This window comes from Acidisphaera rubrifaciens HS-AP3 (genome assembly GCF_000964365.1).
Lineage (GTDB): Bacteria > Pseudomonadota > Alphaproteobacteria > Acetobacterales > Acetobacteraceae > Acidisphaera > Acidisphaera rubrifaciens.
The window spans coordinates 16,266-39,868 of record NZ_BANB01000086.1 but is presented as its reverse complement, the minus strand read 5'-3'; the positions used below and the strand labels follow the sequence as shown (position 1 = coordinate 39,868).

Here is a 23,603-nt window from a genome sequence, read left to right as displayed (position 1 = left end):
GCCCGGCGGCCCCCGCCGATGCCGCGCGAGGCGGCCGAGGACATGAGCCGCCCGCCGCTGCCGGCCGGCCACCCGCTGACCTGGGGGTTGCTGACCGACGGAACGGTGCTGGACGGCGCGGCCTATCCCTATCCGGTATTCGCGCGGTGAGGGGGGCCACGGTGCAAACACGGGTCGATCAGACGGAGATCACCCGACGCGCCCGCATGGCGGCCCGACCACATGAGGCGGGCGATGCCGCGCCGCCGGATGCGCCCTATGTCGTCGCGCGGTTGGAAGAGGCGGGCGCCACCATCCTGGCCATGCCGGCGACGGGGCCGAGCACGCGGATGCGTCTGTCGACGCTCGAGGTGGTCCACACGGCGGCGGAGAGTTACGGCTGGACGGCCGGGCCGGCGCGTCCGCCGACGCCGTCGAGCGCGCGGATCAGCCGCATGGACGAGGCGTTCGCGTGGATCGGGCTGATCCCGGAGGACCGGTATGTGCTGCGCCGGATCGTCGGGGCCCGCAGCCTGGTGCACCCGATCACGGAGCGGCATCTGTTCCCATGGCGCCGGCTGGGCAAGGTCCTCGGGGCCGACCACAAGGCGGTGCAGCGCTGGCACGCGCAGGGCGTGGCGATGATCGTCGCCGCCCTCGGCCGCCGGGCTGACTGATGGCGCGCGGCGCGCCGGCCGCTCGGGGTCAGGCGCGCCGCAACGACACATGCCAGCTGCATCGCCCGGATTGCAGCCGCCCGTCGATCTGTTCCGATCCGTCCGATTGCTTGCGCACCTGGCCGTCGAAGGTGAGTTTCCGTTCGATGTGCTTGTTGCCCGCGCCCGCGACGTCGCGGGTGAGCGTGCCCGCGAAGGCGCCGCCGGCGGACACTTTGCCATCGATGACGAAGGTGCTCGCGAACGGATCGAGCGCGAAGCCGTCGCTGCCGACCGTGAGGATGGCGGTGGTCGGCCCGACGCAGTCGGGTGTGTCGGGCGTGGTCTTGCCCGCCCATCGTCCCTCCAGCCCGTAGATGGCGAACGTCTCGCCGGTGCCGAGCGACGACGACAGCGTCGTGCGCGTATCCCGCAGCGTCTGGCACCCGCCGAGCAGCGCGAGCGAGGTGCAAGCCAGGAGCGACTGGCGCAAGAGGGAGCGGTTCATCGGTCTTCTCCGTCGATAAGAAAAAAGTCCTTGCCCAGACACCCCAGCGAAGGGTATGACTTTCGACATGATGGCGGTTTGCGCATCGGCGCCGCCGTCGGCAAGACCGGGGCCTCCGCGCCCCTGATGTTTCCCGGGCCCGCAGGTCGCTGCGCGTGCCGTAACCGCACGCCCCGCAGCAGTGAACCCAGATGACGGTCTTGCCGATTGGGCGGCGCATGTCCTGCGCCTGTCCGGACAGACGCCCGCACGTCACCACCGGCTGCTGATCGGTGAGCTGGAGAGGATTGCCGCCGGCGAAAGCGACCGGCTGATGCTGCTGATGCCGCCGGGATCGGCGAAGTCGACCTATGCCTCCATCCTGTTTCCGCCCTGGTTTCTTCGCCGCTATCCGACAAGCTCGGTGATCGCGGTGTCGCACACCGCGGATCTCGCTGCGCATTTCGGGCGACAGGTGCGGTGGATGATCGGCGAGCAGACGGCGTGGCTGGGCTATCAGCTCGCCGGCAAGCAGGGTGGCGCCGCGACACGCTGGAAGACGACGATCGGTGGCGAGTATTTCGCGACCGGCGTGCGTGGGCCGATGATCGGGCGCCGCGCGGACCTCGTGCTCATCGACGATCCGGTGAAGTCGATGCACGAGGCCGATAGCTTGCGCGCCCGCGATCATCTCTGGAACTGGTATCGATCGGAACTCATCACGCGATTGCGGCCGAAGGGACGCGTGATCTTGATCATGACGCGCTGGCACGAAGACGACCTTGGCGGTCGGCTGCTGGCGCATGAGCCCGAGGCATGGACCTGTCTGCGGCTGCCGGCGATCGCCGGTGACGGCGATCCGCTGGGGCGCGCGTCTGGTGAGGCACTTTGGCCGGAATGGGAGGATGAACAGGCCTTGGCACGAAAGCGGGCTTCGGTGGGGGAGCGCGTCTGGCAGGCGCAATTCCAGCAGGAGCCCCAGCCGCCGGACGGAGGTCTGTTCGGCAAGGCGCGGATCGACGTGCTGCCGTATGCGCCGGTGACCGGCGACGTGCCGGTGGTGCGCGGCTGGGACCTTGCCTCGACGCCCGAGGAGAAGAACCGCAACGCCGATTGTACTGTCGGGCTGAAGATGGTGCGCGAGCGCAGCGGACGTTTCGTCGTGCTTGACGTGATCCGCTTTCGTGGATCGCCTCACGAGGTCATCGAGCAGATCCGCGCGGCCGCCTTTCGGGACGGGCCGTCCGTATCGATCGGCATCCCCCAGGACCCAGGGCAGGCGGGCCGCATGCAGGTGACGGCGATCGCCGGTGCGCTTGCCGGCTACCGCGTGCAGACATCGCGTGAGACCGGTTCGAAGGAGGTGCGGGCGCTGCCGGTGGTCGCGCAGGCCGAAGCCGGCAACATCGCGATCGTCAAGGGCCTATGGAACCAGGCGTTTCTCGCCGAATTGCAAGAGTTCCCCGGTGGGAGGTTCGACGACCAGGTGGATGCGCTGGCCCGCGCCTTCGGCATGCTTCTGACCGCGGGCGCGCCGGCCAAGCGCGTCTTCTCTCCCCTGCTGGTGCGCTGATCCGGGAAGGACGGGCATGTTCGATACATTGTGTGATCTCGTGCCGCGGGATCGCGATCTGTCGGCGCGCGCGCGGACGCTGGATATTTTGCGCCGCGTGCTGGACGGCACGATCTATGACGTTCTGCACTACCAATTTCATGAGGAGCGCACCGCAGGGGGCGAGTATGTTCCGTTGCGCGCCCGCCGGCCAAGCGTGCGGTACGGCCTGTGTCGCGTCGTCGTCGAAGACAGCGTGGCGCTGCTGTTCAGCGAGGGGCATTTCCCGACCGTGGCGTGCGCCGATCGCACGCTCGCAGGAAGGATCGCCGATCTCGTCAAGGAGACGCGCCTCAATCAGCTGATGATCGAGGCGGCGATACGCGGGAGCGTGGGGTCGGTCGCGATCCTCATGCGCGTGCTGCGCGGCCGGGTATATTTCTCGGTGCTCGACACCGCGCATCTGTCGCCGGTCTGGGACCACGAGGCGCCCGATACGCTGATCGCCGTCACCGAACGCTATAAGGTATCGGGCCATCTGCTGGCCGAGAGCGGCTATGACATCGCCGATCCGGGTGCCGTCTATTGGTTTACCCGCCGGTGGGACGACGACGAGGAGACCTGGTACGTTCCGTTGGTCGTCGGCGCGGATTCCGCCCCTGTCGTCGATGAGGCGCGCTCGGTCCGCCACGGACTCGGTTTCGTGCCGCTGGTGTGGGTGCGCAACCTGCCGGGCCCTTCGGCGACGGGGTCGCCGCTGGACGGGGCGTGCACGTTCCGCCCCGCTGTCGAGACGTCCATCGAGATCGACTATCAGCTCAGCCAGGCCGGGCGGGGGCTGAAATACAGCAGCGATCCGACGCTCATCATCAAGGAGCCCGCGTCCGCCGACGGTGAGTTGGTGAAGGGCGGCGGCAACGCACTCGTGCTCAGCGAGAAGGGTGACGCGAAATTGCTGGAGATCGGCGGCACCGCGTCCGCCGCCGTGATCGACTACGTGCGCACGCTGCGGGAATTCGCGCTGGAGAGCGTGCACGGCAGCCGGGTCAATCCGGACCGCCTGACGGCGGCGCAGTCTGGGCGCGCGCTGGAGATGCTCAATCAGGGCCTTATCTGGCTGGCCGACAACCTGCGCGTCAGTTACGGGGAGGGCGCGCTGGTGGCGCTCATCCGCATGGTTCTGCGCGCGGCGCAGGTCTATCGCCTGCGCATTCTGGGTGCCGAACTGGACCGGCCCGATCCCGATGAGCGGATCACGCTCAAATGGCCGCGCTGGTATCCGCTGACGGCGGAGGATCGGCTGCGCGATGCGCAGACGCTGACCGCGCTGGTGGCCAACGGGACGATCTCGCGCGAGACGGCGCTCCAGGCTGTCGCCGATGCCTATGACATCGAGGATATCGAGGCCGAGCGCGGCCGCGTGACGAACGATCGACGCAACAACAGGAAGCCATGATGCCCGACCCCGACGCGCCTACCCCGGAGGCCATTGTCGCGGAGCTGCGTCAGCGCGCCGAGACGCTGGAACAGCAGCTCGCATCCGTCCAGCGCGACACCGAGACCCGCATCGTGCAGGCCGAGCTGCGCGCCGAGGCGCTGCGGGCCGGCATCGTGGACATGGACGGCCTCAAGCTCGCGGACGCATCGCAGGCGCGCCTCAACGATCGCGGCGAGGTCGAGGGTGCGGCGCAGGTTGTGGCGCAGCTCCGGCGCAACAAGCCGTGGCTGTTCACCGGCGCCTCCTCATCGAGTGCCGCGAGCGTGCCGCCGGCGCAGGCGCCGCGGCAGAAGCGTGCGACCGAGATGGATGATTCCGAATGGCGCGCGGCACGGAGCGAGCTGCTTCGTCGCCGGTTCTGATCCGATTTCGCCGGGACCGGTCGGACCCGGCACGCAACACCGCTGATCGAGGATGATGATGGGCATACAGAACTTCCCCCCCGCCTTGCAGCCGATCATTCAGCAGGGCTTCCTGGAGCGCGAGTTCCAGCAGGCGCTGCAGTCGCGCCTCGGCTACCGGGCCGTGGCGGATCGCGAGGAGATCGCGGTCGGCATCGGCGAGACGCTCACCAAGACGCGCGCTGGCCTGAAGCCGAGCGTGACGGTGCCGCTCGCGCCAGCGACCAACACCAATCTCGACAACGGCCTCACACCCACGACGTGGGGCGTCGAGCAATACACGCTCAGCATCAATCACTATGCCGCGACCACCGACCTCAACATGGTCACGAGCCGCGTGGGTATCGCGAGCCAGTTCCTTCAGAATGCCTATGTGAACGGTGAGCAGGCGGCGCGCAGCCTCGACGAGCTGGCGCGCAACGCGCTGTTTGCCGCCTATTTCAGCGGGAACACCCGAGTCGGGACCACGCTGGCGGCCGCCGGACCGGCGATCTCCGTCGACGATATCCGCGGGTTCACCACGACCTTCGCCTACGGCGTCCCGGCCCCGGTGAGCACGACGGCGCCGCTGACCGTCACGATCGGCAGCAACGTCTATCAGGTGGTGGGCGCGGCCCCCGACGCAACGAACGTCTCGACCGCGCCGGGCGGCGTCTCCGGCAGCCTCACGCTGTCGGCCAACGTGACGGTCGCGGACGCCACCGCCGGGAATACCGTGACGGCGGCCAACGCGTCCGTGATCGAGCGGCCTGCGGGTCGGACGAACACGGCGGCGTTGCAGGCCGGCGACACGCTCACAATGGGCAACCTGCTCGATGCGGTCGCGGCGCTGCGCACGAACGCGGTGCCGGAAATCGACGGCGTCTATAACTGCTACCTCGATCCGGTGTCGGCGCGGCAGCTATTCGCGGACCCGGACTTTCGTCAGCTGTTCCAGGGGGCCACGTCGGCGAACCAGGTGTTCCGGCGGGCGATGGTCAACGATTTCCTGGGGCTGCGCTTCATCCCGACGACCGAGGCCTATGTGCAGCCGCATCCGTCGCTCGCCGGCCTGGTCGTGCGGCGGCCGATCGTGTGCGGCCAGGGTGCGCTGATCGAAGGCGACTTCGCCGGCATGGCGACCGAGGACGTGGCGCCGCGGGATTCGATCGTGTCGATGGTGGATGGCGTGGCCATGGTGACGCGTGAGCCGATCGACCGGCTGCAGCAGATCATCGCGCAGTCCTGGTACTGGATCGGCGGCTTCTGCGCGCCGACGGACACCACGACCAACAGCACGACGATCCCGACGGCGACCAACGCCGCCTACAAGCGTGCCGTGATGATCGAGCATATCGGCTGAGACGGAGATCCCGATGTCGATCGGATCGAACCAGCCTTTCCGGCCGGCGGGGACCGTCGGCCTGGCGGCCGGGACCGCCTCCTCCGCCGTGGCGCTGAGCGGTGGAGGCGAGAGCGTGGTGGTGACCAATGCGACGGCGTCCGTTGCCTTTGTCGCCTTTGGCGCGACGGCGGCGGTGACGGCAACCCCGGCGGGGATGCCGGTGCTGCCGGGGAGCCGGGTGCTGCTTGCCGCGCACGCGCACACGCGCTTCGCGGCGGCGGTGCTCGCGAGCGGCTCCGGCAGCCTCTACTTCACGCTCGGCGACGGGTCCGTCGTATGACGCAGCCGCCGCTCGCCGATGCCGAGAAGACCGATGTCCGGCGCCATTGCGGGTATCCCGCCTATGGCGCCGGGGCGGCGGGGTTTCAGGGATGGCGGTTCTTTCAGGCCTACGGCCTGATGGAATACCGGCTCAACAACCTCGCGGACGCGGAGCTGGCGGTGGTGCGGACATATCTCGCAACGCTCGCCGGGCTGGAGACGGCGGTGCCGGGCGCGTCCGCCAATCTCGACACCGATCAGGCCGCCGTATGGCGGCACAATGCGCGGGAGGTCGAGGACCGCATGCGCCTGTTCGACGGCTGGCGGCGGCGGCTGTGTGGCTTTCTCGGTCTGCCGCCGGGGCCGGCCCTGTCCGACGGCACGCTGACCTTGGTGGTGTGATGCGCGGATTGCCGCCGAGCATGGACGCCGCCGACCCGGGTTGGGCGCGGCAGGATACCGTCGCGCGCGCGCTTGGCCGTGCGGCGGCGGCGATCGGGTTGACCACGGATGTCTTCCGTCCGCGTGATGCCGGGCCGCCGATCGAGGCGATCAACCGGGTGGTGCGTCTGCATGCCGCCTTTACCGGGCCGGACGAGCGGTTCGCGCGTCCGCCCGGCTATGGCAACGCGGTGTGGTCGGGCCTGTTCGACACGGCCTACACCGTGGCCGGCGACTATCTCCGGCAAGGCGAGGCACTTTGGTTCATCGCGGCGCAGTCACCGCTGATGCCGGCCCTGTGCGTGCGGGCCGACCGGGTCGCCACATTCGTGCGCCCGGTCACGACCCGCATGGTCGGGGCCGGCGGATATGGCGGGGTGAATCTCGGCGACAGCCGGACGCTGCTGCGGTCGTGGCCGGTGAGCATCCTTGCGACCGAACGGCCCGCACGCACCGAGGCGGCGTTGCCGGGGGATGCGGGTCTCGCGGTCTGGTCGGTGCTTCTGCCGCCGCTGCGGGATCTGGTGCTGGAGCCGGCCGATCTGCTGGTCGATGATCTCGGCCGTCGTGCCGTGGTGGCGTCCGCGGAACTGACGACACTCGGCTGGCGGCTGGTCGCGCATCAGGCGGTGCCCTGATGGCCGACCAAAGCGATGTCGAGACGGTGGTGACGACGCTGGTCGCCGCCGCCGTCTATCCGGGCGGCACCGATCAGCCGAGCGTCTGCGGGGCGGACGCGCGCATCTATCGCGGCTGGCCGATGACGGCAGCGCTGGAAGCCGATCTTGCCCGGGGCACCGTCAACGTGACGGTGACGCCGGTCGAGGGCAGCCTGCGTAACACGACGCGCTATCCAGCGACTTGGCACGCCATCGCGCCGGCGGGCGCCGGCATGAGCGCCAGTGTCAGCGGCTGGACCGCGACGTTTTCCGGCACGCCGGCGGCGGGCGACCTCGCCGGTATGATCGTCGACGACAAGAGCTATGTATACACCGTGCAGGCCGGCGACGCGTTGGATCTAGTCGCTGCCAATCTCGGCGTCCTGATACGGGCTGACCGCGTTGCGAATGTCATCGGCGCCAGTATCGCTGTGCCGGGTGCGGGGCGGCTCGTCGCCCGGGTCGCCGTGGCGTCGAGCGCGATCAGCGAGGTGCGGCGGCAGACCCAGACGTTCCGCATTACCTGCTGGTGCCCGGATTACGCGACGCGCGACGTGATCGCGGCGGCGATCGATACCGCGCTGGCGCCACTTGCCTTCATCACGCTGCCGGATGGCACGGCAGCGCGGCTGCGCGGCACGGGTGGCGAGACGACCGACCGCGCCGAGGATGCGGCGCTGTTCCGCCGCGATCTGACCTATGAGGTCGAATACGCAACGACCGTCGTCCAGACCCAGCCGGCGATGCTGATCGGCGTGGGTGTGGTCGACGCGGTCAACACCTATCTCGGCTGACACGGAGCAACGATGACAACGCAACTGATTGTGGTGCGGCCGTTCGGCGGTCTCGCCAGAGGCGCCGCTGTGACCGATCCGGCGAAGATACGGGCCATCCTGGCCGGGGAGCACGCGCTGGATGTGGTGTGCGTCACGGCCGGAACGGACCGCGTCGCGGCCGGCGCCCCCAAGAGCGAAGGAGTCCGCTGATGCCGATCGTGCAGCAGGGCAGCATCAACACGACGGCGCTCGTGGTTCCCGATCTGTATGTGCAGATCGTGCCGCCGCAGACGCTCGTCCTCAATGGCGTGCCCACCGATGTCGTCGGCGCGGTGGGCAGCGCGTCCTGGGGCCCGGTGGGACAGCCGGTCGTGGTCGCCACGATGGCGGACTATGCCAGCCAGTTCGGGCCGGTGATCGCGCGCAAGTACGACATGGGCACGCAGGTTGCCACCGCCGTCCAACAGGGCGCGCAGAACTTCCGCTGTGTTCGCGTGACGGACGGGACGGAGACGGCGGCGCAGACGCTCGTGCAAAGCGCGTCGCCGACCGATTTCGCGCTGATGCTCACGGCGCTATATCCGGGCACGCTCGGGAATGCGCTGGTGGCGACCGTGAGCGCCGGATCGCGGGTCAATACCTGGCGCCTGACCATCGCTCTGCCGGGCCTGCAGCCCGAGCTGTTCGACAACATTCAGGGCACCGGCGCCCAGCTCTGGCAGAACATGGCCGCGGCGGTGAACAGCGGCACCAGCATCCAGCGCGGCCCGTCGCAATTCGTCACGGCCCTGGCCGGATCGGGCAACTCCGTGGGCGGCGCGCCGGTGATCGCCAGCTATGACTTCGCCAACGGCACGGATGGTGCCGCCGGCCTGAGCGCGGTAACGCTGGTCGGCAACGACACGCTGCCGCGCCGTGGCATGTATGCGCTGCGCGGCCAGGGCTGCAGCATTGCGCTGCTCGCCGATGCGGACGATCCGACACAATGGAGCGTCCAGGCGGCATTCGGCCTGTCCGAAGGCGCCTACATGATCCTGACGGGCCCCTCTGGCGACTCGATCCTCAATGCGGTCGCGGTGAAGCAGTCGGCGGGGCTGGACAGCTATTCCGCCAAGCTGATGTTCGGTGACTGGCTGTGGTGGTCGGACCAGGTGAACGGCACGGTGCGTCTCGTCTCGCCGCAGGGCTTTGTCGCGGGGCGCCTTGCCAACATGTCGCCGGAGCAGTCGAGCCTCAACAAGCAGCTCTATGGCGTGGTCGGTAGTCAGAAGTCCGGCAGCCCCGGATCGGGACAGGCGACCACCTATGCCAGCGCCGAACTCGGCCAGCTCCTGTCTGCGGGTATCGACGTGATCGCCAACCCGCAGCCGGGCGGGGCGTACTGGGGCGTGCGGGGCGGTCACAACTCCAGCAGCAATGCGGCGACCAACGGCGACAATTACACGCGGCTGACGAACTACATCGCGGCGACCCTGTCTGCCGGAATGGGCCAGTATGTCGGTCAGGTTATCAACGCCGACCTGTTCCGTCGGGTGCGCGCAACCCAGCTGAGCTTCCTGCAGAACATGCTGTCGCAGGGCCTGCTCGGCAGCCCGGACGGGTCGCTGCCGTTCAACGTCGTGTGCGACGCGACGAACAATCCGTCGAGCCGGACCGCCCTCGGCTACGTGCAGTCGGATGCGCAGGTGCAGTACCAGGCGATCAACGAGAAGTTCATCGTCAATATCGAGGGCGGCCAGACGGTGGAAGTCAGCCGTCAGACGCTGCCCAGCGGCCAGCCGGTCTGAAGGAGGAGCGCACATGCCCATCAACATGTTTTCCATCGGCCGCGATTGTCAGCTCGTGCTGATCGGTCCGGGCGGACGCGTGGATCTGACGCATGTAACGGGATTCGAGGCGCGGCAGGTGACGCATCCGATCCGGGTGGACAAGCTCGACGGCACCCAGATTGCCGCGGAGCTACCGCGCGGCTGGGACGGCAGCTTCGAGCTGGAACGCGGCAACTCGGCGGCCGACGACTTCATCGCGCAGGCCGAGCAGGCGTATTACAGCGGCCAGCCGGTGCCGTTCGGCACGGTCTATCAGTATGTGACCGAGACCGACGGCTCCGTCTCCACGTATCAATACGACACGGTGGTCTTCAAGCTGGCCAATGCCGGTCAATGGAAGGGCGACGCGAGCGTGCGGCAGAAGCTTGAGTTCTTCGCATCGCGGCGTCAGCGCGTATGAGCCTGACACCCTCCGCGCAGATCCTCACGACGGCCGCCCAGGCGGTCGTGGTGACCGATGCGCTCGGACGCCGTCTGGCGCTGCGCAGCATTACGGCGCTCGACAAGCTGCGGCTATTCAAGGCGGCGGGGCCCGTGCTTGCGCAGAACGAACCATGGCTCGGCATGGCGCTGCTTGCCTGCTCCGTGCACGCGATCGACGACGTCCCGGTGCCGATGCCCGCAAACGAGCACCAGATCGAGGCGTTGGTAGCGCGGCTGGGCGACAGCGGGATCGCTGCCGCGGCGGAGGCGCTGGCGCCGGACGAGGCCGTGTCGATGGCGGATACGGTCGTATCCGCGGGAAACTGAGCCGGCACCCCGATCTGATCGACTGCCTCTATCTGGTGAAGAACGGGGTGCCGTTCGACGTCGCCTTCGCGCTGCCGCCGGATGAGCGGCTGGCGTACGTTGTGGTTCTTGGCACATTGCAGGGCGGCCGGTTCGACTGGCTACGTCTGCGCTGGGAGGACGATGATTGATCCCGTAACCACGGCGCTTGCTGCGGCCGACGAGGCGTTGAGACGCTCCCGCGTCGCCGGTCGCATCCGGTCGGACCCGGCCGTGCAAGCCGGCGTCGAAGCGCTCGGCACGCCGTTGGGCAATGCCCATCGTCGCCGGATCGCGCGCCGTCTCGGGCTTGTGCGCCTGAGAGGCATGGCACGCGGTGTCAGTCTGGCGCGGGGTATCGCCGTGCGGATGACGCGGCATCCGGTGCGCACACACTCGGGCGATACGGATGAGGTGACAGGGACTGTCGTCGGGGCCGTGCGGGAGGCGATGCCGATCGGCCGTGTGGGCGCGCTGCCGGCGGCGGTGGCGGCCGTAGGGCGGCCCGCGCGACGCGTCCAAGACGGACGTGAGGCCGTCGGCGGATCGCGGGCGCGGGCGGCTTCGACCTCTGCGCCGCTTCCGGGCGTCACGACAGCGGCGAACGCGGCGATGACGGACATACCTGGCGGCCGGCGTGCGGATGCCGCTCGCGAAAAGCGCGCCACGAGGAGGCCCGCGGACGCGGTCCGACACGTCCGGTCGCCGATGGCCGTACGCCGTCTGACTGCAATCGCGGCAGGAGCGCTGGTTAGGTCCCGGCCGTTGCTGCTGCCGCGGGCGGCGCACGGGACGGTAGGTCATCCGACCGCACGAGAGGGTGCCGACCCGGCTGCGGACGCACAGCTGGCGCCCGCGCACCAGAGTCCGGCGTTGTCCTTTGGCGATCGTGCGCGTCGGGAGGCAGTCGCGCCGACGCCGATGGCCCCGCACGGATTTAAGGGGGAGCCGGGCGGTGAAGCCGTGCCGCGTGAGGCAGCGCCGGCATGGGGGCCGTCCAACGCCCGCGTACCCACGGCACTGCCGCCTGATGCGCATCCACCCGCCGCAGCGCGTGTCTTGCGTGCAAGGGCAGCCGCGGCGGCACCGGTCGCTTGGCGCGGTGACCGTCCGACGACGAGGGCAGCCGCCGCGCCGCGGCAGACGCGCGAGCACGCCGGCGAGGCTCCGGTGTCGGGGACGATCATGATCGACGGGGCCGAACTCGGTCGATGGATCGTGGACCATCTGACGCAGGCGGCGTCGCGCCCTCCATCCGGCGGGACCGCGTTTGACCCGCGCATGACGCCCGTTTGGGCCGGTGCATCGATCGGCGCCTGATCGGCGCGCAGGCAGGAGCAGCGTATGGCGGGCACTGGCTTGATACTCGGTCCTGTCGTGTTCGACGGGTTCGAGGTTGCATCGGGCGTGAGCTTCGGCGGCGGGCAGCGCCTCGTCGTGCATGATCTGCCCGGCGGGCGGCGCGTGGTGGATGCGCTCGGCCGTCAGGACATGACCATCGGATTTCGTGGCTTCTTTTCCGGCAGCGACGCCACGCTGCGGGCAAGGCTGGTGGACGAGTTGCGCGCGTCGGGCGCGCTGTTGCCGCTGATATGGGACGTCTTCTTCTATTCCGTCGTCGTGCGCAGCTTCGTCGCCGACTATCAGTGCGGCTGGTGGATACCATTCAGGCTCGAATGCCTCGTGGTGCGCGATGAGGCCTCGGCATTGATCGAGACTGCGGTGGATCTGGGCGCGAGCGTCGTCGCTGATCTTGGCGCCGCCGCGGCGCAGGCGCTGCCGCTGGTGCCGAGCATCGGCGCGGCGCAGGCGGCGGCATCGCAATCGGGGGCGGCGGTGGCGGGTACGGGCGCCTATCTAGCAGCGAGCGCGGGTGTCGCGCAGGCGCAAGGGGCGTTGACGGCATCGGTCGGCACGGCCGAGGGCGCCATCGATCCGGCGACGCTTTTCGGAGGCGGCTCCGCCGGTGCCGGCATCGCGTCGCTCGGTGCGATGGGCGCCGCGACGGGAAGCCTTGCGGCATTGGTCACGGCCTCGGGTTATGCCGGGCGCGCGGCACGCAACCTCGGCAACGCGAGCACGTGAGGCATCATGCAGACGATCACGGTCGCCGGCGGCAATCTCTTCCAGATCGCGGCGCAATATCTCGGCGACGCGACGCAATGGATACGTATCGCGCAGCTGAACGGGCTTGCTGACCCAGTGTTGTCCGGGGTGGTGACGCTGACTATCCCGCAGCCGAACCCGCTGGCCGGAGGCGGCGTTGTCGGGCAGTAGCCTGTTGCCGCAGCTGCGCCAGCCGAGCCTGCTCGTTCTCGTGCAGGGAGTTCCGTTGCTCGGCGCGATCGAGGCGGAGGTCTGTTCGACCAATTTTCTGGGCGCGGACCGCTTCGTCGTCCGGCTTGCCCTCGGCCTCGATTACGGGTTCGACGCCGCATTCTGGTCGGCGGCGACATCCGTGCCGGTGGAGGTCAGAATCGGTACCGCCGGCCTCGCGAGTGCTGTCAGCCTGATCCAGGGCGCGGCCGATCTCGTTGAGGTCGATGTGCTGCGCGGGACAGTGGTGATCGAGGGGCGTGATCTGACGGCCCGTCTGATCGAACGGCGGACACAGGACATCTATGCGAACCGCACTGCCAGCGAGATTGCGACGCTGCTGGCGCAGGGAGCCGGGCTGACGCCCAACGTGACCGCGACCAGCACGCCGGTGGGACGGTACTACCAGGGCGAGCATGACCGGCTGACGCTCGACCGCTACAGCCGGACCACTACCGACTGGGACTTGCTGGTATTTCTGGCCCAACAGGAGGGCTTCGACGTCTTCGTCGCCGGCGACGGGCTGTTCTTCCAGCCGCCATCCACGTCAGCGCCCCCGGTGATGGTTGATGTGTCCATGGTGCAGGCGCTGCGCATGGAGCATGCGCTTCCGCTCGCGGCCGGGGTTTCGGTGACGGTCAAAAGCTGGAACTCCCGCCAGCAGAGCATGGTCACCGCGACCACAGGGACGACGTCGCCCGGCGCCGCGACCGATGCGGGCGTGCGCGACTACGTATCCGTTCGGCCAAATCTCACGCCTGACCAGGCGCAGGCGGTCGCGCAGATACGCCTTGCCGAACTGATGTCACATGAGCGCACCATCACCGCCCGCATGCCCGGCGAATTGACGATCACGCCGCGAACGCTGGTCCAGCTCTCCGGAACCGGCACCGCATTCGATCAGACCTATGCGGTGGATGAGGTCACGCGGCGGATCGGCGACGGCTGCGGCTTCGTGCAGACGGTGCGCGCACGTGCCGCGAGCGGTGCCTCTCTGGCGCTGCCCTCGCTTCTTGCGGGTGTCGCGATTTACGGCTGATCCAGAATGGAGAGCAAGCATGCAACGGCTGCTGAATGCGCTCAAGGCGCAGGCGGGGGCGCTTGACCAGGGGGCTGCGCAACCACGCTTTGGTGTCGTGGCGTCGGTCGATCCGTCCTCGGCCACCGCGCGGGTCACGCTACAGCCCGAAGGGGTGCTGAGTGGCTGGCTGCCGGTGCTGACACCGTGGGCGGGTAACGGCTGGGGCATGGTGTGTCCGCCGTCGCCCGGCGACCAGGTCCTGGTGCTCGCGCATGAGGGCGATGCCGATCATGGAGTGATCGCCGGCCGCGCGTTCAGCACGGCCGCAACGCCGCCGACAGCACCGAGCGGTGAATTCTGGCTGGTGCATCAGAGCGGCAGCGCGTTGAAGCTGGTCTCGGACGGGTCCGTGCGGATCACGGGAGATCTGTACGTCAGCGGCGACGTGTACGATACGCACGGCTCGCTCGATCGGCTGCGTCAGCATTACGACCAGCACACGCATCCCGGCGTGAGCGGGCCGCCGACGCCGCAGGACTGACCGCGATGCCGGATCTGTTTCATCAATGGGGTTCGGACCTGGCGATCGGCGCGACCGGTGATCTCGCGGTCGCGGACGGTTCGCTGTTGGGGCAGCAGCGGGTGCTGCGGCGCCTTCTGACCAATCAGGGGGATTATATCTGGCAGCTCGCCTATGGCGCGGGGCTGCCGCAGCTCGTCGGCCAGCCGGCGAGCGAGGCACGGATTGCGGCCGCCATCCGGGCGCAGATTTTCAAGGAGGCACGGGTCGCGCGGGTGCCGGAACCCTTGATCGACGTGCGCATCGCGCCCGATGGCGCGGCTGGCAGCGTCTACGTCCACGTCCGGTACGTCGATGCGCCGACCGGACAGACGCAGATTCTGTCGTTTCAGGTAGGGGGATAGGCGGATGCGGCTGTCGCTGCAGACATTCACGACGCTTGTGCAGAACGCGGTGGCGTCGGTGCAGGCGTCCTCGACGCAGCTGCTTGACCTGACCGTTGGTTCGGCGCTGCGCGCCATCCTGGAGGCGAACGCATCCCTCGGGTTATGGATGCAATGGCTGATCGTGCAAGTGATGCAGGTGACGCGTGCGGCAACCAGCACGGGGCCCGATCTCGACAGCTGGATCGCGGATTTCGGCATGACCCGGCTGCCCGCCGTCGCCGCGACCGGGACGGTCGTGCTGTCACGCTATACGGCGTTGAATGCCGCGACGGTGCCGGTGGGCACGCTGGTGCGCACGCAGGACGGCTCGCAGACATTCGCCGTCACCGCCAGCCCGACGGTGGCCGGCTACAGTCCCACGCAGGGTGGCTATGTCCTGGCGCCGGGAAGCGCCAGTATAAGCGTGCCGGTGACGGCCGAGGTCGCGGGGCAGGCGGGCAACGTGCTCGCGGCGACGATCGGGCTGATCGTGACCCCCGTGAGCGGCATCGATACTGTCACCAACCCGGTAGCATTCAGCGGCGGCATCGACGTCGAGTCAGATGCGGCGGTGCGGACCCGCTTCCAGGGCTTCCTGAGCAGCCGCGCCCAGGCGACGGCCCAGGCCGTGGCGTATGCGGTGGCGGGCGTGCAGCAGGGGCTGACCTATGTCATCGAGGAAAACGTCGATCCCTCGGGCGCGGCGCGGCCGGGCAACTTCGTCGTCACCGTCGATGATGGCAGCGGGGCACCTTCCTCGGTCCTTCTTTCGGCCGTGAGCCAAGCCGTCTCGGCCGTCCGGCCGGTGGGGACGACATTTTCAGTCCAGGGCCCCACGGTGGTGTCCGCGGCGGTCACCATGACGCTGACATTGCCGCCGGGCGTCGATCGCACGGCGCCTGTCGCGGCGGTCACCGCGGCGGTGCAAGCGTATATCAACAGCCAGCCCGTTGGCGCGACGCTGGCGCTGACGCGACTCTCCCAGCTTGCGTATGACGCGGTGCCGCAGATCAGCAACGTCACGGACGTGATGATCAACGGCCTGGCGGCGGATCTGATTCTGCCGGCCGCGGGCGTCGTCAAGGCCGCGACCGTGGTGGTCAGCTGATGACCGGTGATCAGAGCGACATGGCGGCGCGGCTCAAGTCGGTACTGCCGCTGGGATGGTTTTCCGACACCACGCCGGTCCTTGATGCCGTGCTGTCCGGACTCGCGACTGTGTGGTCGTGGGCATATGAGCTTGTGTCATTCGCCCGACAGCAGACCCGGATCGCCACGGCTGCTGGTATATGGCTCGACGTGATCGCCAATGATCTGTTCGGGATACGCCTGCTGCGCCGCACGAACGAGAGCGACGACGCCTTCCGCCAGCGCATCCAGCAAGAGATCGGCAGACCTCGCGCCACGCGGGACGCCATCGTCGTAGCCCTAACCGAGTTGACCTCACGGGCGCCGGTGATCTTCGAGCCGGCGCAGGCGGGTGACACCGGAGGCTGGGGTGCTGCGTCGGGCAACGCAGCAGCCGCGAACGGGCTTGGCTATGGAGCAGCCGGAGCCTGGGGCAGCCTTTCCATGCCTTTTCAGGTGTTCGTGACGGCATTCCGTCCGGCCGGCAGCGGGATTGCCGCGGTCGCTGGTTGGGGCGGGCCGGCCGGGTATGGGGCCGGCGCCATCGAGTATGGCGACCTCTCGATGGTGACGGGGCCGGTCACCGATGCCTACCTTTATGCGGCGGTCGCCGCCGTCATGCCAGCCGCAGGCACGGCGTGGATGCAGATCAGCAACTGAAGTCCGAGGACACAGTGGATCGAAACATCGTCTATGCGGGCAGTATACCGCTTGATACGGATGTCCTGTCGCTCAACCGCAATGCGATGGTTGCGCTCGGCTTTCTTGCGCAGGCATGTCTGGGGGAGGGACCGTACGTCGATGGCCTTGCCTGTACGCCCACCTCTCCGCCGTCGCTCGGCGTGGTCGTGGGGCCCGGCAGCATCACGCAGCTGAGCGTCGTCGATACCGCCGCATATGGTTCGTTGCCGGCGGATGCGGCCGATCCGCTGGTGAAGATGGGGGTGAACCTGACCTCGACATCCTTCGCCCTGGCCGCTCCCTCTACCGCGGGACAGGCGATCGCGTATCTGCTGCAGGCGACGTTGATCGAAACCGACGTCAATCCGATCGTGCTGCCGTATTACAACGCCGCCAATCCGTCGCAGCCCTATACGGGACCAAACAACGCCGGCACGTCCCAGAATACGCAGCGCGTGCAGCGCGTGCAGCTGCAGCTCAAGGCCGGTGCCCCGGCGACGGTAGGTGCGCAGACTCTGCCGCCGGTCGACAACGGCTGGGTGGGTCTGTACGCGATCACGATGACGTATGGACAGCTTGCGGTCGGGACTGCCGACATAGCGGTGCTGCCGCAGGCACCATTCGTCGCCTATAAGCTGCCGCAGCTGCGACCGGGGTTCGGCTCGGGGGTGCAGACGTTCGCACAGTCCGGTGCATTCGTCGTACCGGCGGGCGTGACGCAGGTCGAAGTTGAGCTGTGGGGTGGCGGGTCCGGCAGCTTTGCCTCGACGAGCACGGCGCCGAGCGGCGGCGGCTCCGGCGGCGGCTATGCGCGCCGACGTATCGCCGGCCTGACCCCCGGACTATCGGTGCCCGTGACCGTCGGCAGCGGCGGCAGCGCCGGAGGGATCGGCGGTCCATTGCCGGGCGCGGGCGGCACGTCGAGTTTCGGCACGTATGTGAGCGCGACGGGCGGATCGCTGAACGCGCAGGCGACGCTCGGGTCGCCGCAGAATGGCGCGACGCCCAGCGGCGTGGGCGTGAACGGCGACTTCAATGCCGGCGGCTCGAACGGTCAGGCGGGCATCTCCAATGTCGGCGGTATCGGTGGGGCGGCGCCGCTCGGTGGCACGCAGAACAGCGGCACGACCGCGAACAGCGGCGTCTTTCCGGGCGGCGGCGCGTCGGGCGCGGGTACCGGCCCAGCAGGAAATACGGCATACGCCGGTGGCGCAGGTGCCGCCGGCTTCGTCATCGTCAGGTGGTAACATCGATGCGGACTTATGCGCGGATACAGGATCGGCAGGTCGTCGAGCTTCTGTCGACGGACGACGACATCGCGACATTGTTTCATCCGAGCCTGCGATGGGTCGACGTGACGGACCAGCCGGGTGTCACGGTGGGATGGCTGCATGACGGCCGCGCGGCCACGGCGCCGGTCGTGACGGCGCCAGAGGCGCTGCCGACGATCGACGAGCTTCGGCTCGCATTCGCTCAGCTGGAAGCGCGTCTGCGCCGCCTGGCAGGTGAATAGACACTCGGCGCGATCAAGAACCGAACAGGAGGAACGGTATGCCGACCCCTGCCATCCCTGTGTGGCGCCCGAGTTGCGCGCGCCTCGTCTGTCTCGACGGGTTCGTGCCATATGCCCGCGGCAGTCAGCCGCCGCCCGCGTCGGCGCTGATCTGGCCCGCGAAGGACCCCGGCGACATCCTGGACTATCAGCTCGACATCGATGCGGCGGTTGCCGGTAACGAGGGCGACAGCATCGCGACGCTTGACGTGGGTATCAGCCCGAACGCTGCCGGGGATCTGCAACTGGTCCGGTCGAGTGCGGACGGCCTGTCGGCGGTCCTGTGGCTCGAGGCCGGGCAGGCCGGTACGACCTATAGCGTGACGGTCGCGATCGGTACGGCGAACGGGCGAACGATCCAGCGTACGGTGCTACTGCCGGTCGTCGCGCTGGCCTCCATCGTTTCGCCGCCCGATGCGCTGCAGATCGCGGGCGGCGCGCCCATCGTTGATCAGAATGGCAATCCGGTCCTGACGTTCTAGCCGCGGTGCAGCCTCCCTTCCTCTGTTGACAGGTTTGATGCGCAATGCCGACGATCGATCAGCTGCCTGCCGCCAGCGCCTCCGCCGACAGCGATGAGCTTATCGTCAGTCAGTCCGGCATCGCTCGCAAGGTGACCCGCGCACAGCTCCTCGCGGGGGTGCAGACCTCCTTTGCCGTGGGTACGGGCGAATTGCTTGGCAATACGTCCGGCAGCGGCGTGGCCGAGGGAATCGCGATCGGCGGGAATCTTGTGCTTGCCGGCGGCACGCTGTCCGCAACGGCGTCGCCGTTTCTGGTCTATGAGCTTCCGACCGGGACGGTGCCCAGCGCGACCGATCTCGTGCCGATCTCGCAAAGCGACACGGACGTCGCGGTACCGTACGGCACGTTCATGTCGGGTCTGTCGGCGCTTACGACCGTAAACGCGTCGCACTTTACCGTCACGCCCACCGGCAGCACGTCCGTCCTCAAGATGTCGGACTTCGCCGCGAACACGATCCAGAAATCCGGCGCGCAGATGACCGGGCCGCTGCTGCTGGCGGCGGACCCGGCGTTGCCGTTGCAGGCCGCGACGATGGAGTACGTGGGCAACACGGCGACGGCGGCGGCGCAGGCGGCGGCGTCGGCGGCGTTCGCCAACGCGCTGCCGCTGGCGGGCGGGACCGTCACGGGGCCGGTCGTGGTCGGCCCGCTGACCAATCCCGGCCCATCCAACGCGGCCGTGGCGCCGCTGCTGATTACGTTCTCCCCGACCTCGGACCGGGGCGTGGGCGGCTACCAGGGCTTCTCGGGCCAGGTCATCGTCGCCAACATCTTCCAGAACCCGGACGGGACCGGATCGAACTTCCAGAGCGAGGGGCTGTCCGTCCAGGAGAACGTGTACTCCGGGGCGAACGCCGCGACGATCGGACAGGTGGCGCTCGGGACGCACATCACGCGCAACCCGGCGAAGACGGCGGCGGGCGTCATCCAGTCCGGGGTGACGGCCTATCCCGCATGCTGGTCGATCTACGGGACCGCCGCCGATATGACCGGGCTGCCGTCGAGCCAGTCCGGCCCGCTTGCGTGTCAGGAATACGACATGCAGGTGAACGCGATCGACGACGCGGGCACCCGCGGCGGCTACGCCTTCAATGCCGACAACAAGACGCAGGTCTCGGCCGGCGGGCTGCCGGCGACGGTCGCGCAGGGCTTCTACAGCACCGGCCTCAACAACTGCTGGGTCAACACCGCCTATCGCGTGGCCGGGAACCACATCCAGTCGGCGCTCGACGCGCGGGCGGTGATGGACGGGATCACGTCGAATACCACGATCACGGCCAACGCGACGGGCACGCTGGCGCACGTCGCGAACGTGGTGCCCTACACGATGGGCAGCAATCAGTTCGGCGGCACGGTCTCGGCCAGCAACCCGATCACGAACGTCTCGATCGGGGCGAACACCTACGAGATCACCGGCTACACGCTGGACGGGCCGGGTCAGATCTCCGGCACGATCACGCTGTCCTCGGCGCTCCAGGGGACGGACGGCAACGCCGGGACCGCCGTGTCGCGGCCGTTCTATGCCGTGATGATGCGGACCGGCGACCGCATCGGGTTCGACTACGGCGGGAACATCCAGCTTTTCTACGACGGCACGGTCGGCGGGGTGCGGCTGACCACCACGTTCCTCGCGACCGCCGTGTCCACGTCCTCGGCCGCCGTCGAGGGGCCGCTCACCGTGACCGGCGGCGCGACGGTGCAGAACGGTATCTCGATGTCCGGCGGGTTCCTGGAGCCGCCGTCCTACACGTTCGCGACGATGCCCGCGGCGAGCGGCGCGCCGGCCAACGCGCTGATCTGGGTATCGGATGCGTTGAAGCCGGGCGAGGCATCGGGCGCGGGCAGCGGTGTGCCGGCGTGCCGCAACGCCGCGGGCACGGCGTGGCTGCGCGTCGGCGATTACACCATGCTTGCGCATTAGCGCCGGAGACTTCGTCTCGGCGCGCACCGCATCGGATAGCGCTGACGGCGTAAGCGGCCGCTCCCCCGGCACCCGCATCCTTTTGGCCCGCACCTCCTTGCACAGGGACTAGCTATGCCAACGATCCAACAGTTGCCCGTCACCACGACGGTCGGCAACCAGGATGAGCTGTTGCTGAGCCAGAACGGGCAGACCGTCGGTATCACCGTCGGGACATTTCTTGCCGGAACGCAGCCGGCGATCACGGTCGCGTCCGGAAGCCTTCTGGGACGGGTCAGCGTCGGGCCAGGCGGACCGGAGCAAGTGGTGCCCGGCACCGGCCTGCTCCTGCAATCCGGCAGCCTCGCGGCCGACGGCGCCGACCATGCGACCTATGCGGAGCAGACGGCGCTGACGCTGACGGATGAAGTGATTCTCAACAGCAGCGGCACGCCCAAGCGTCTGCTGCTGCCGTTGCTGCGAGGCCTGTTTGCCGGCGGCAGTAACGTGACGATCGATCAGAACGGTACGATCAGCGCAACGGGCAACGGGCAGCCGGGGGCGCCCGGCGCGCCGGGCGCCGGTATCAGCGTGGGCGTCGGCGCGCCGCAGGGAACGCCCACGGTCACCGGCAGCAGCTACGTCGATGTCGCAACAGGCAATCTCTATCTGGCGGCCGGGACGGATTGGTCGAAGGTCGGCAACATCGCCGGGCCGGCGGGACCGCAGGGTCCTGAAGGGCCACCGGGTGCGACCGGACCGGGCGGCCCCATCGGCCCTGCGGGTCCGTCGGGACCGCAGGGCCCGGTCGGCCTCGCTGGGCCGGCCGGTGCGACGGGTGTTCCAGGACCGGCGGGGTCGAATGGCCTGTCGCTGCGGAGCGGGTCCGGCGCGCCTGCGACCGGGCTTGGCGCCGATGGTGACACCTATGTCGATACGGCGTCGGGCAATCTGTACGTGCGCTCCGCCGGGCAATGGGCGAGGACGGCGAACATCACCGGACCGTCCGGTCCGGCCGGGCCGGCCGGCCCGGGCGTGACGATCACGGGTCTGCCGCAGGTTTCGGCGCTGGCCGCCGGCGATCTCGTCGGCGTCAGCCAGGCGGGCGGCGATCACGCCATCACCTATGCGGATTTTCTCGACGGCCAGACGATCGACGAGGCGCAGGCAGCGCTGGTCGCCGCCGATACGGATACGCTGCTGGTCGGGCAGGGGGGCAGCACGCTGCTGCGCCAGACATTCAGCGGCGTCTGGAGCTGGATCAGCGGCAAGCTGCCCGGCTACCGCCGTCCGGTCGTCGAACTCACGGCGAGCACGACACTCGACGTGACCGTGCATAACGGGCGCCTTCTGGTGTGTTCCTTGCCGTTAACGTTGACGGCGAGCCCGTCCACCATGGGATCGGGCTTTGTGTGCGATGTCATCAACACCTCGACCGGCGCGATCCTGCTGTCGGGCATGACGACGTCCAGCGGGACCGCCAGCATTCCGGCGGGTCAGGCGGCACGGCTGTATGTGGTCACGTATTCGGGCGGCACGATGGTGTATGCGTCACTGGCGGGTGGCGCCGTGGGCGTGCTGCCGGGTGCCCCGACCGCGGTCGCCGCCGGCACGGTTACGGCTGGTTCTGTCGCACTCGGCTGGACCGCGCCAGTGTCGGGGCAGGCGACTGGCTATATCGTGCAGTATCGCGTGACCGGCACGCTGTCGTGGAGTCAGATGACGACCAGCGGCACGGCCGCCGTGGTGAGCGGTCTGAACCCTGCCACGCGATACGACATAGAGGTGATCGCGTCCAACGCGACGGGTACCGGACCGGCTTCGGGGCTCATGCAGGTGACGACTCTCGCGACCGTGGCGGCGGTCCCGGCGCAGGTCACCGGCGTGGCCTTCGGCCCCGTGACCGCGAGCAGCCTCGCTGTCGCATGGTCGCCGGCGAGCGGGGCGACCAGCTATGTCCTGCAGTACCGCGTCACCGGCTCCGGTACCTGGCTGACGTCCCAGACAGGGATCGCGGGGACGAGCGCCACCATCTCCGGCCTTGCGTCGACGACAGGTTACGACGTGCAGGTCGCGGGGGTCGGAGCCGGCGGACAGGGACCCTTCTCCGCGGTGATGTCCGCAACGACGTCGGCGACGTCGCTCGCCCAGGTGACCGGCCTGACGGCAGGGACCGTCACCGCGAGCAGCATTCCGTTGAGCTGGACGGCCGTCGCGGGCGCGACCGGTTATGTCGTCCAGTACGCTCCGCACGGCACGACTTCGTTCACTAGCGTGAGCGTCGCCGGTACGTCGGCGACGCTCAACGGGCTTTCGGCCGCCACGAGTTATGACATCGAGGTCAACGCCACGGGAGCGTCGTCCCAGGGCCCAGCATCCGCGGTGCTGACCGTCGCCACGGCGGCGGCGACCGCCGCGTCGCCGCCGCAGACGACCGGCGCGACCACGGTGACCGCCGGGCCATACTGGCCACAGAGCACGGGACCGTTTACCCCAGGGTCGGGGACGACCGGCGTGAACGCGACGTTTACGCCGGCGGGCTCGTTCGCAACCGTCCAGTTCGGCCTGTCGTCGTCGAACACAACTCCCCCGACGACATGGGCGGTCGGCTCGCTCATCTCCGGGACGACCTATGGTGCGTTCGTGACGATTCCGGCGACGGCCGGCAGCTATTACATCTGGGCCGAGGCGCTGGCCACCAGCGGAGCCATCACGGGACTTCTGATCTCGACGACCGCGTCGGTGGTCGTGCAGTGAGCATCGCTTTCATCGCGCCCGGCCGTCCGCTTCTGGCGGCCCCCGGACAGCCCGTGCTCTGGCGCGCGTTGGCGTCGACCGTCGCGA

General features: G+C 68.8%; 27 protein-coding genes. 26 read left to right on the top strand and 1 reads right to left on the bottom strand.

All coding sequences use genetic code 11. The features are described from left to right. Positions 1-161 precede the first annotated feature (161 nt). Positions 162-656: a DUF6362 family protein gene (locus B8460_RS03430; protein ID WP_148360310.1), complete on the top strand. Its 495-nt coding sequence runs from the start codon at positions 162-164 to the stop codon at positions 654-656. Between the two features lie 28 nt (positions 657-684). On the opposite strand, the gene B8460_RS03425 is transcribed toward B8460_RS03430, so the two are convergent. After that, a complete protein-coding gene (locus tag B8460_RS03425) occupies positions 685-1,143 on the bottom strand; it encodes a hypothetical protein (protein WP_048860171.1) in 459 nt (152 codons plus the stop codon). 313 nt (positions 1,144-1,456) lie between these two features. On the opposite strand from B8460_RS03425, the gene terL reads away from it, so the two are divergent. The 25 genes from terL (at position 1,457) to B8460_RS03305 (ending at position 23,516) form a co-directional block, all read left to right on the top strand. Further along, the gene (gene terL, locus B8460_RS03420; RefSeq protein WP_084623202.1) at positions 1,457-2,695 is read left to right on the top strand and encodes a phage terminase large subunit; all 1,239 of its coding nucleotides are present in this window, start codon (positions 1,457-1,459) and stop codon (positions 2,693-2,695) included. A gap of 16 nt (positions 2,696-2,711) precedes the next feature. Beyond that, the gene (locus tag B8460_RS03415; RefSeq protein ID WP_048860169.1) at positions 2,712-4,130 is read left to right on the top strand and encodes a phage portal protein; all 1,419 of its coding nucleotides are present in this window, start codon (positions 2,712-2,714) and stop codon (positions 4,128-4,130) included. Next, positions 4,130-4,534: a hypothetical protein gene (locus tag B8460_RS03410; protein WP_048860175.1), complete on the top strand. Its 405-nt coding sequence runs from the start codon at positions 4,130-4,132 to the stop codon at positions 4,532-4,534. Before B8460_RS03415 ends, B8460_RS03410 begins: the two co-directional genes overlap by 1 nt. Positions 4,535-4,592: 58 nt before the next feature. Next, positions 4,593-5,915, top strand: coding sequence for a hypothetical protein (locus tag B8460_RS03405; RefSeq protein ID WP_048860174.1), 1,323 nt, complete (start codon positions 4,593-4,595; stop codon positions 5,913-5,915). Between the two features lie 13 nt (positions 5,916-5,928). Next, complete coding sequence (locus B8460_RS03400; protein ID WP_048860168.1) at positions 5,929-6,237, top strand: hypothetical protein; 309 nt, start codon at positions 5,929-5,931, stop codon at positions 6,235-6,237. Next, positions 6,234-6,620 carry a hypothetical protein gene (locus tag B8460_RS03395; protein WP_048860167.1) on the top strand — a complete coding sequence of 129 codons (387 nt, stop codon included), beginning with the start codon at positions 6,234-6,236 and terminating at the stop codon, positions 6,618-6,620. Before B8460_RS03400 ends, B8460_RS03395 begins: the two co-directional genes overlap by 4 nt. 20 nt (positions 6,621-6,640) lie before the next feature. Continuing rightward, positions 6,641-7,297, top strand: coding sequence for a hypothetical protein (locus B8460_RS03390; protein WP_048860166.1), 657 nt, complete (start codon positions 6,641-6,643; stop codon positions 7,295-7,297). After that, complete coding sequence (locus B8460_RS03385; protein WP_048860165.1) at positions 7,297-8,112, top strand: hypothetical protein; 816 nt, start codon at positions 7,297-7,299, stop codon at positions 8,110-8,112. The genes B8460_RS03390 and B8460_RS03385 overlap by 1 nt, the downstream gene beginning before the upstream one ends. 12 nt (positions 8,113-8,124) lie before the next feature. Next, positions 8,125-8,304, top strand: coding sequence for a hypothetical protein (locus tag B8460_RS03380; protein WP_048860164.1), 180 nt, complete (start codon positions 8,125-8,127; stop codon positions 8,302-8,304). After that, a complete protein-coding gene (locus B8460_RS03375) occupies positions 8,304-9,881 on the top strand; it encodes a phage tail sheath protein (protein WP_048860163.1) in 1,578 nt (525 codons plus the stop codon). The genes B8460_RS03380 and B8460_RS03375 overlap by 1 nt, the downstream gene beginning before the upstream one ends. Positions 9,882-9,894: 13 nt before the next feature. Then, complete coding sequence (locus B8460_RS03370) at positions 9,895-10,323, top strand: hypothetical protein (protein ID WP_048860162.1); 429 nt, start codon at positions 9,895-9,897, stop codon at positions 10,321-10,323. A gap of 50 nt (positions 10,324-10,373) precedes the next feature. Beyond that, on the top strand, positions 10,374-10,673 hold the full coding sequence (locus B8460_RS03365; protein WP_241771093.1) for a hypothetical protein: 300 nt from the start codon (positions 10,374-10,376) through the stop codon (positions 10,671-10,673). A 47-nt stretch (positions 10,674-10,720) separates the two neighbouring features. Beyond that, positions 10,721-10,843: a hypothetical protein gene (locus B8460_RS23560; protein WP_277813915.1), complete on the top strand. Its 123-nt coding sequence runs from the start codon at positions 10,721-10,723 to the stop codon at positions 10,841-10,843. Positions 10,844-12,035: 1,192 nt separating this feature from the next. Next, entirely contained in the window at positions 12,036-12,776 is a 741-nt protein-coding gene (locus B8460_RS03360; RefSeq protein ID WP_148360308.1) for a hypothetical protein, read from the top strand. 6 nt (positions 12,777-12,782) lie between these two features. Continuing rightward, positions 12,783-12,968 (top strand): hypothetical protein, encoded by a 186-nt coding sequence (locus B8460_RS03355; RefSeq protein ID WP_048860159.1) that lies wholly within the window; start codon positions 12,783-12,785, stop codon positions 12,966-12,968. A 55-nt stretch (positions 12,969-13,023) separates the two neighbouring features. Further along, on the top strand, positions 13,024-14,046 hold the full coding sequence (locus tag B8460_RS03350; protein WP_158322683.1) for a phage late control D family protein: 1,023 nt from the start codon (positions 13,024-13,026) through the stop codon (positions 14,044-14,046). Between the two features lie 19 nt (positions 14,047-14,065). Continuing rightward, complete coding sequence (locus tag B8460_RS03345) at positions 14,066-14,569, top strand: phage baseplate assembly protein V (protein ID WP_048860157.1); 504 nt, start codon at positions 14,066-14,068, stop codon at positions 14,567-14,569. 5 nt (positions 14,570-14,574) lie between these two features. After that, positions 14,575-14,952, top strand: coding sequence for a hypothetical protein (locus B8460_RS03340; protein ID WP_048860156.1), 378 nt, complete (start codon positions 14,575-14,577; stop codon positions 14,950-14,952). Positions 14,953-14,956: 4 nt separating this feature from the next. Continuing rightward, complete coding sequence (locus B8460_RS03335) at positions 14,957-16,081, top strand: baseplate J/gp47 family protein (protein ID WP_048860155.1); 1,125 nt, start codon at positions 14,957-14,959, stop codon at positions 16,079-16,081. Next, positions 16,081-16,761: a hypothetical protein gene (locus tag B8460_RS03330; protein ID WP_048860154.1), complete on the top strand. Its 681-nt coding sequence runs from the start codon at positions 16,081-16,083 to the stop codon at positions 16,759-16,761. Before B8460_RS03335 ends, B8460_RS03330 begins: the two co-directional genes overlap by 1 nt. Positions 16,762-16,775: 14 nt before the next feature. Then, positions 16,776-18,029 carry a glycine-rich domain-containing protein gene (locus B8460_RS03325; protein WP_048860153.1) on the top strand — a complete coding sequence of 418 codons (1,254 nt, stop codon included), beginning with the start codon at positions 16,776-16,778 and terminating at the stop codon, positions 18,027-18,029. Positions 18,030-18,034: 5 nt separating this feature from the next. After that, positions 18,035-18,295 carry a hypothetical protein gene (locus B8460_RS03320; protein WP_048860152.1) on the top strand — a complete coding sequence of 87 codons (261 nt, stop codon included), beginning with the start codon at positions 18,035-18,037 and terminating at the stop codon, positions 18,293-18,295. Between the two features lie 38 nt (positions 18,296-18,333). Beyond that, entirely contained in the window at positions 18,334-18,816 is a 483-nt protein-coding gene (locus tag B8460_RS03315) for a phage fiber-tail adaptor protein (RefSeq protein WP_148360304.1), read from the top strand. Between the two features lie 44 nt (positions 18,817-18,860). Continuing rightward, positions 18,861-20,780, top strand: a complete 1,920-nt coding sequence (locus tag B8460_RS03310) for a hypothetical protein (protein ID WP_048860150.1) — start codon at positions 18,861-18,863, stop codon at positions 20,778-20,780. A gap of 114 nt (positions 20,781-20,894) precedes the next feature. Then, positions 20,895-23,516 (top strand): fibronectin type III domain-containing protein, encoded by a 2,622-nt coding sequence (locus B8460_RS03305; RefSeq protein ID WP_084623201.1) that lies wholly within the window; start codon positions 20,895-20,897, stop codon positions 23,514-23,516. The last annotated feature ends 87 nt before the right edge of the window (positions 23,517-23,603 follow it).

What these genes read in the sequence shown, in the direction of transcription:
- B8460_RS03315 (WP_148360304.1), top strand. Translation starts at nt 18,334, where the DNA reads ATGCCGACCCCTGCCATCCCTGTGTGGCGCCCGAGTTGCGCGCGCCTC.
- B8460_RS03320 (WP_048860152.1), top strand. Translation starts at nt 18,035, where the DNA reads ATGCGGACTTATGCGCGGATACAGGATCGGCAGGTCGTCGAGCTTCTG.
- B8460_RS03410 (WP_048860175.1), top strand. Translation starts at nt 4,130, where the DNA reads ATGCCCGACCCCGACGCGCCTACCCCGGAGGCCATTGTCGCGGAGCTG.
- B8460_RS03380 (WP_048860164.1), top strand. Translation starts at nt 8,125, where the DNA reads ATGACAACGCAACTGATTGTGGTGCGGCCGTTCGGCGGTCTCGCCAGA.
- B8460_RS03360 (WP_148360308.1), top strand. Translation starts at nt 12,036, where the DNA reads ATGGCGGGCACTGGCTTGATACTCGGTCCTGTCGTGTTCGACGGGTTC.
- B8460_RS03305 (WP_084623201.1), top strand. Translation starts at nt 20,895, where the DNA reads ATGCCAACGATCCAACAGTTGCCCGTCACCACGACGGTCGGCAACCAG.
- B8460_RS03390 (WP_048860166.1), top strand. Translation starts at nt 6,641, where the DNA reads ATGGACGCCGCCGACCCGGGTTGGGCGCGGCAGGATACCGTCGCGCGC.
- B8460_RS03415 (WP_048860169.1), top strand. Translation starts at nt 2,712, where the DNA reads ATGTTCGATACATTGTGTGATCTCGTGCCGCGGGATCGCGATCTGTCG.
- terL (WP_084623202.1), top strand. Translation starts at nt 1,457, where the DNA reads ATGCTGCTGATGCCGCCGGGATCGGCGAAGTCGACCTATGCCTCCATC.
- B8460_RS03355 (WP_048860159.1), top strand. Translation starts at nt 12,783, where the DNA reads ATGCAGACGATCACGGTCGCCGGCGGCAATCTCTTCCAGATCGCGGCG.
- B8460_RS03385 (WP_048860165.1), top strand. Translation starts at nt 7,297, where the DNA reads ATGGCCGACCAAAGCGATGTCGAGACGGTGGTGACGACGCTGGTCGCC.
- B8460_RS03375 (WP_048860163.1), top strand. Translation starts at nt 8,304, where the DNA reads ATGCCGATCGTGCAGCAGGGCAGCATCAACACGACGGCGCTCGTGGTT.
- B8460_RS03345 (WP_048860157.1), top strand. Translation starts at nt 14,066, where the DNA reads ATGCAACGGCTGCTGAATGCGCTCAAGGCGCAGGCGGGGGCGCTTGAC.
- B8460_RS03330 (WP_048860154.1), top strand. Translation starts at nt 16,081, where the DNA reads ATGACCGGTGATCAGAGCGACATGGCGGCGCGGCTCAAGTCGGTACTG.
- B8460_RS03340 (WP_048860156.1), top strand. Translation starts at nt 14,575, where the DNA reads ATGCCGGATCTGTTTCATCAATGGGGTTCGGACCTGGCGATCGGCGCG.
- B8460_RS03335 (WP_048860155.1), top strand. Translation starts at nt 14,957, where the DNA reads ATGCGGCTGTCGCTGCAGACATTCACGACGCTTGTGCAGAACGCGGTG.
- B8460_RS03425 (WP_048860171.1), bottom strand. Translation starts at nt 1,143, where the DNA reads ATGAACCGCTCCCTCTTGCGCCAGTCGCTCCTGGCTTGCACCTCGCTC.
- B8460_RS03310 (WP_048860150.1), top strand. Translation starts at nt 18,861, where the DNA reads ATGCCGACGATCGATCAGCTGCCTGCCGCCAGCGCCTCCGCCGACAGC.
- B8460_RS03370 (WP_048860162.1), top strand. Translation starts at nt 9,895, where the DNA reads ATGCCCATCAACATGTTTTCCATCGGCCGCGATTGTCAGCTCGTGCTG.
- B8460_RS03400 (WP_048860168.1), top strand. Translation starts at nt 5,929, where the DNA reads ATGTCGATCGGATCGAACCAGCCTTTCCGGCCGGCGGGGACCGTCGGC.
- B8460_RS03405 (WP_048860174.1), top strand. Translation starts at nt 4,593, where the DNA reads ATGGGCATACAGAACTTCCCCCCCGCCTTGCAGCCGATCATTCAGCAG.
- B8460_RS03395 (WP_048860167.1), top strand. Translation starts at nt 6,234, where the DNA reads ATGACGCAGCCGCCGCTCGCCGATGCCGAGAAGACCGATGTCCGGCGC.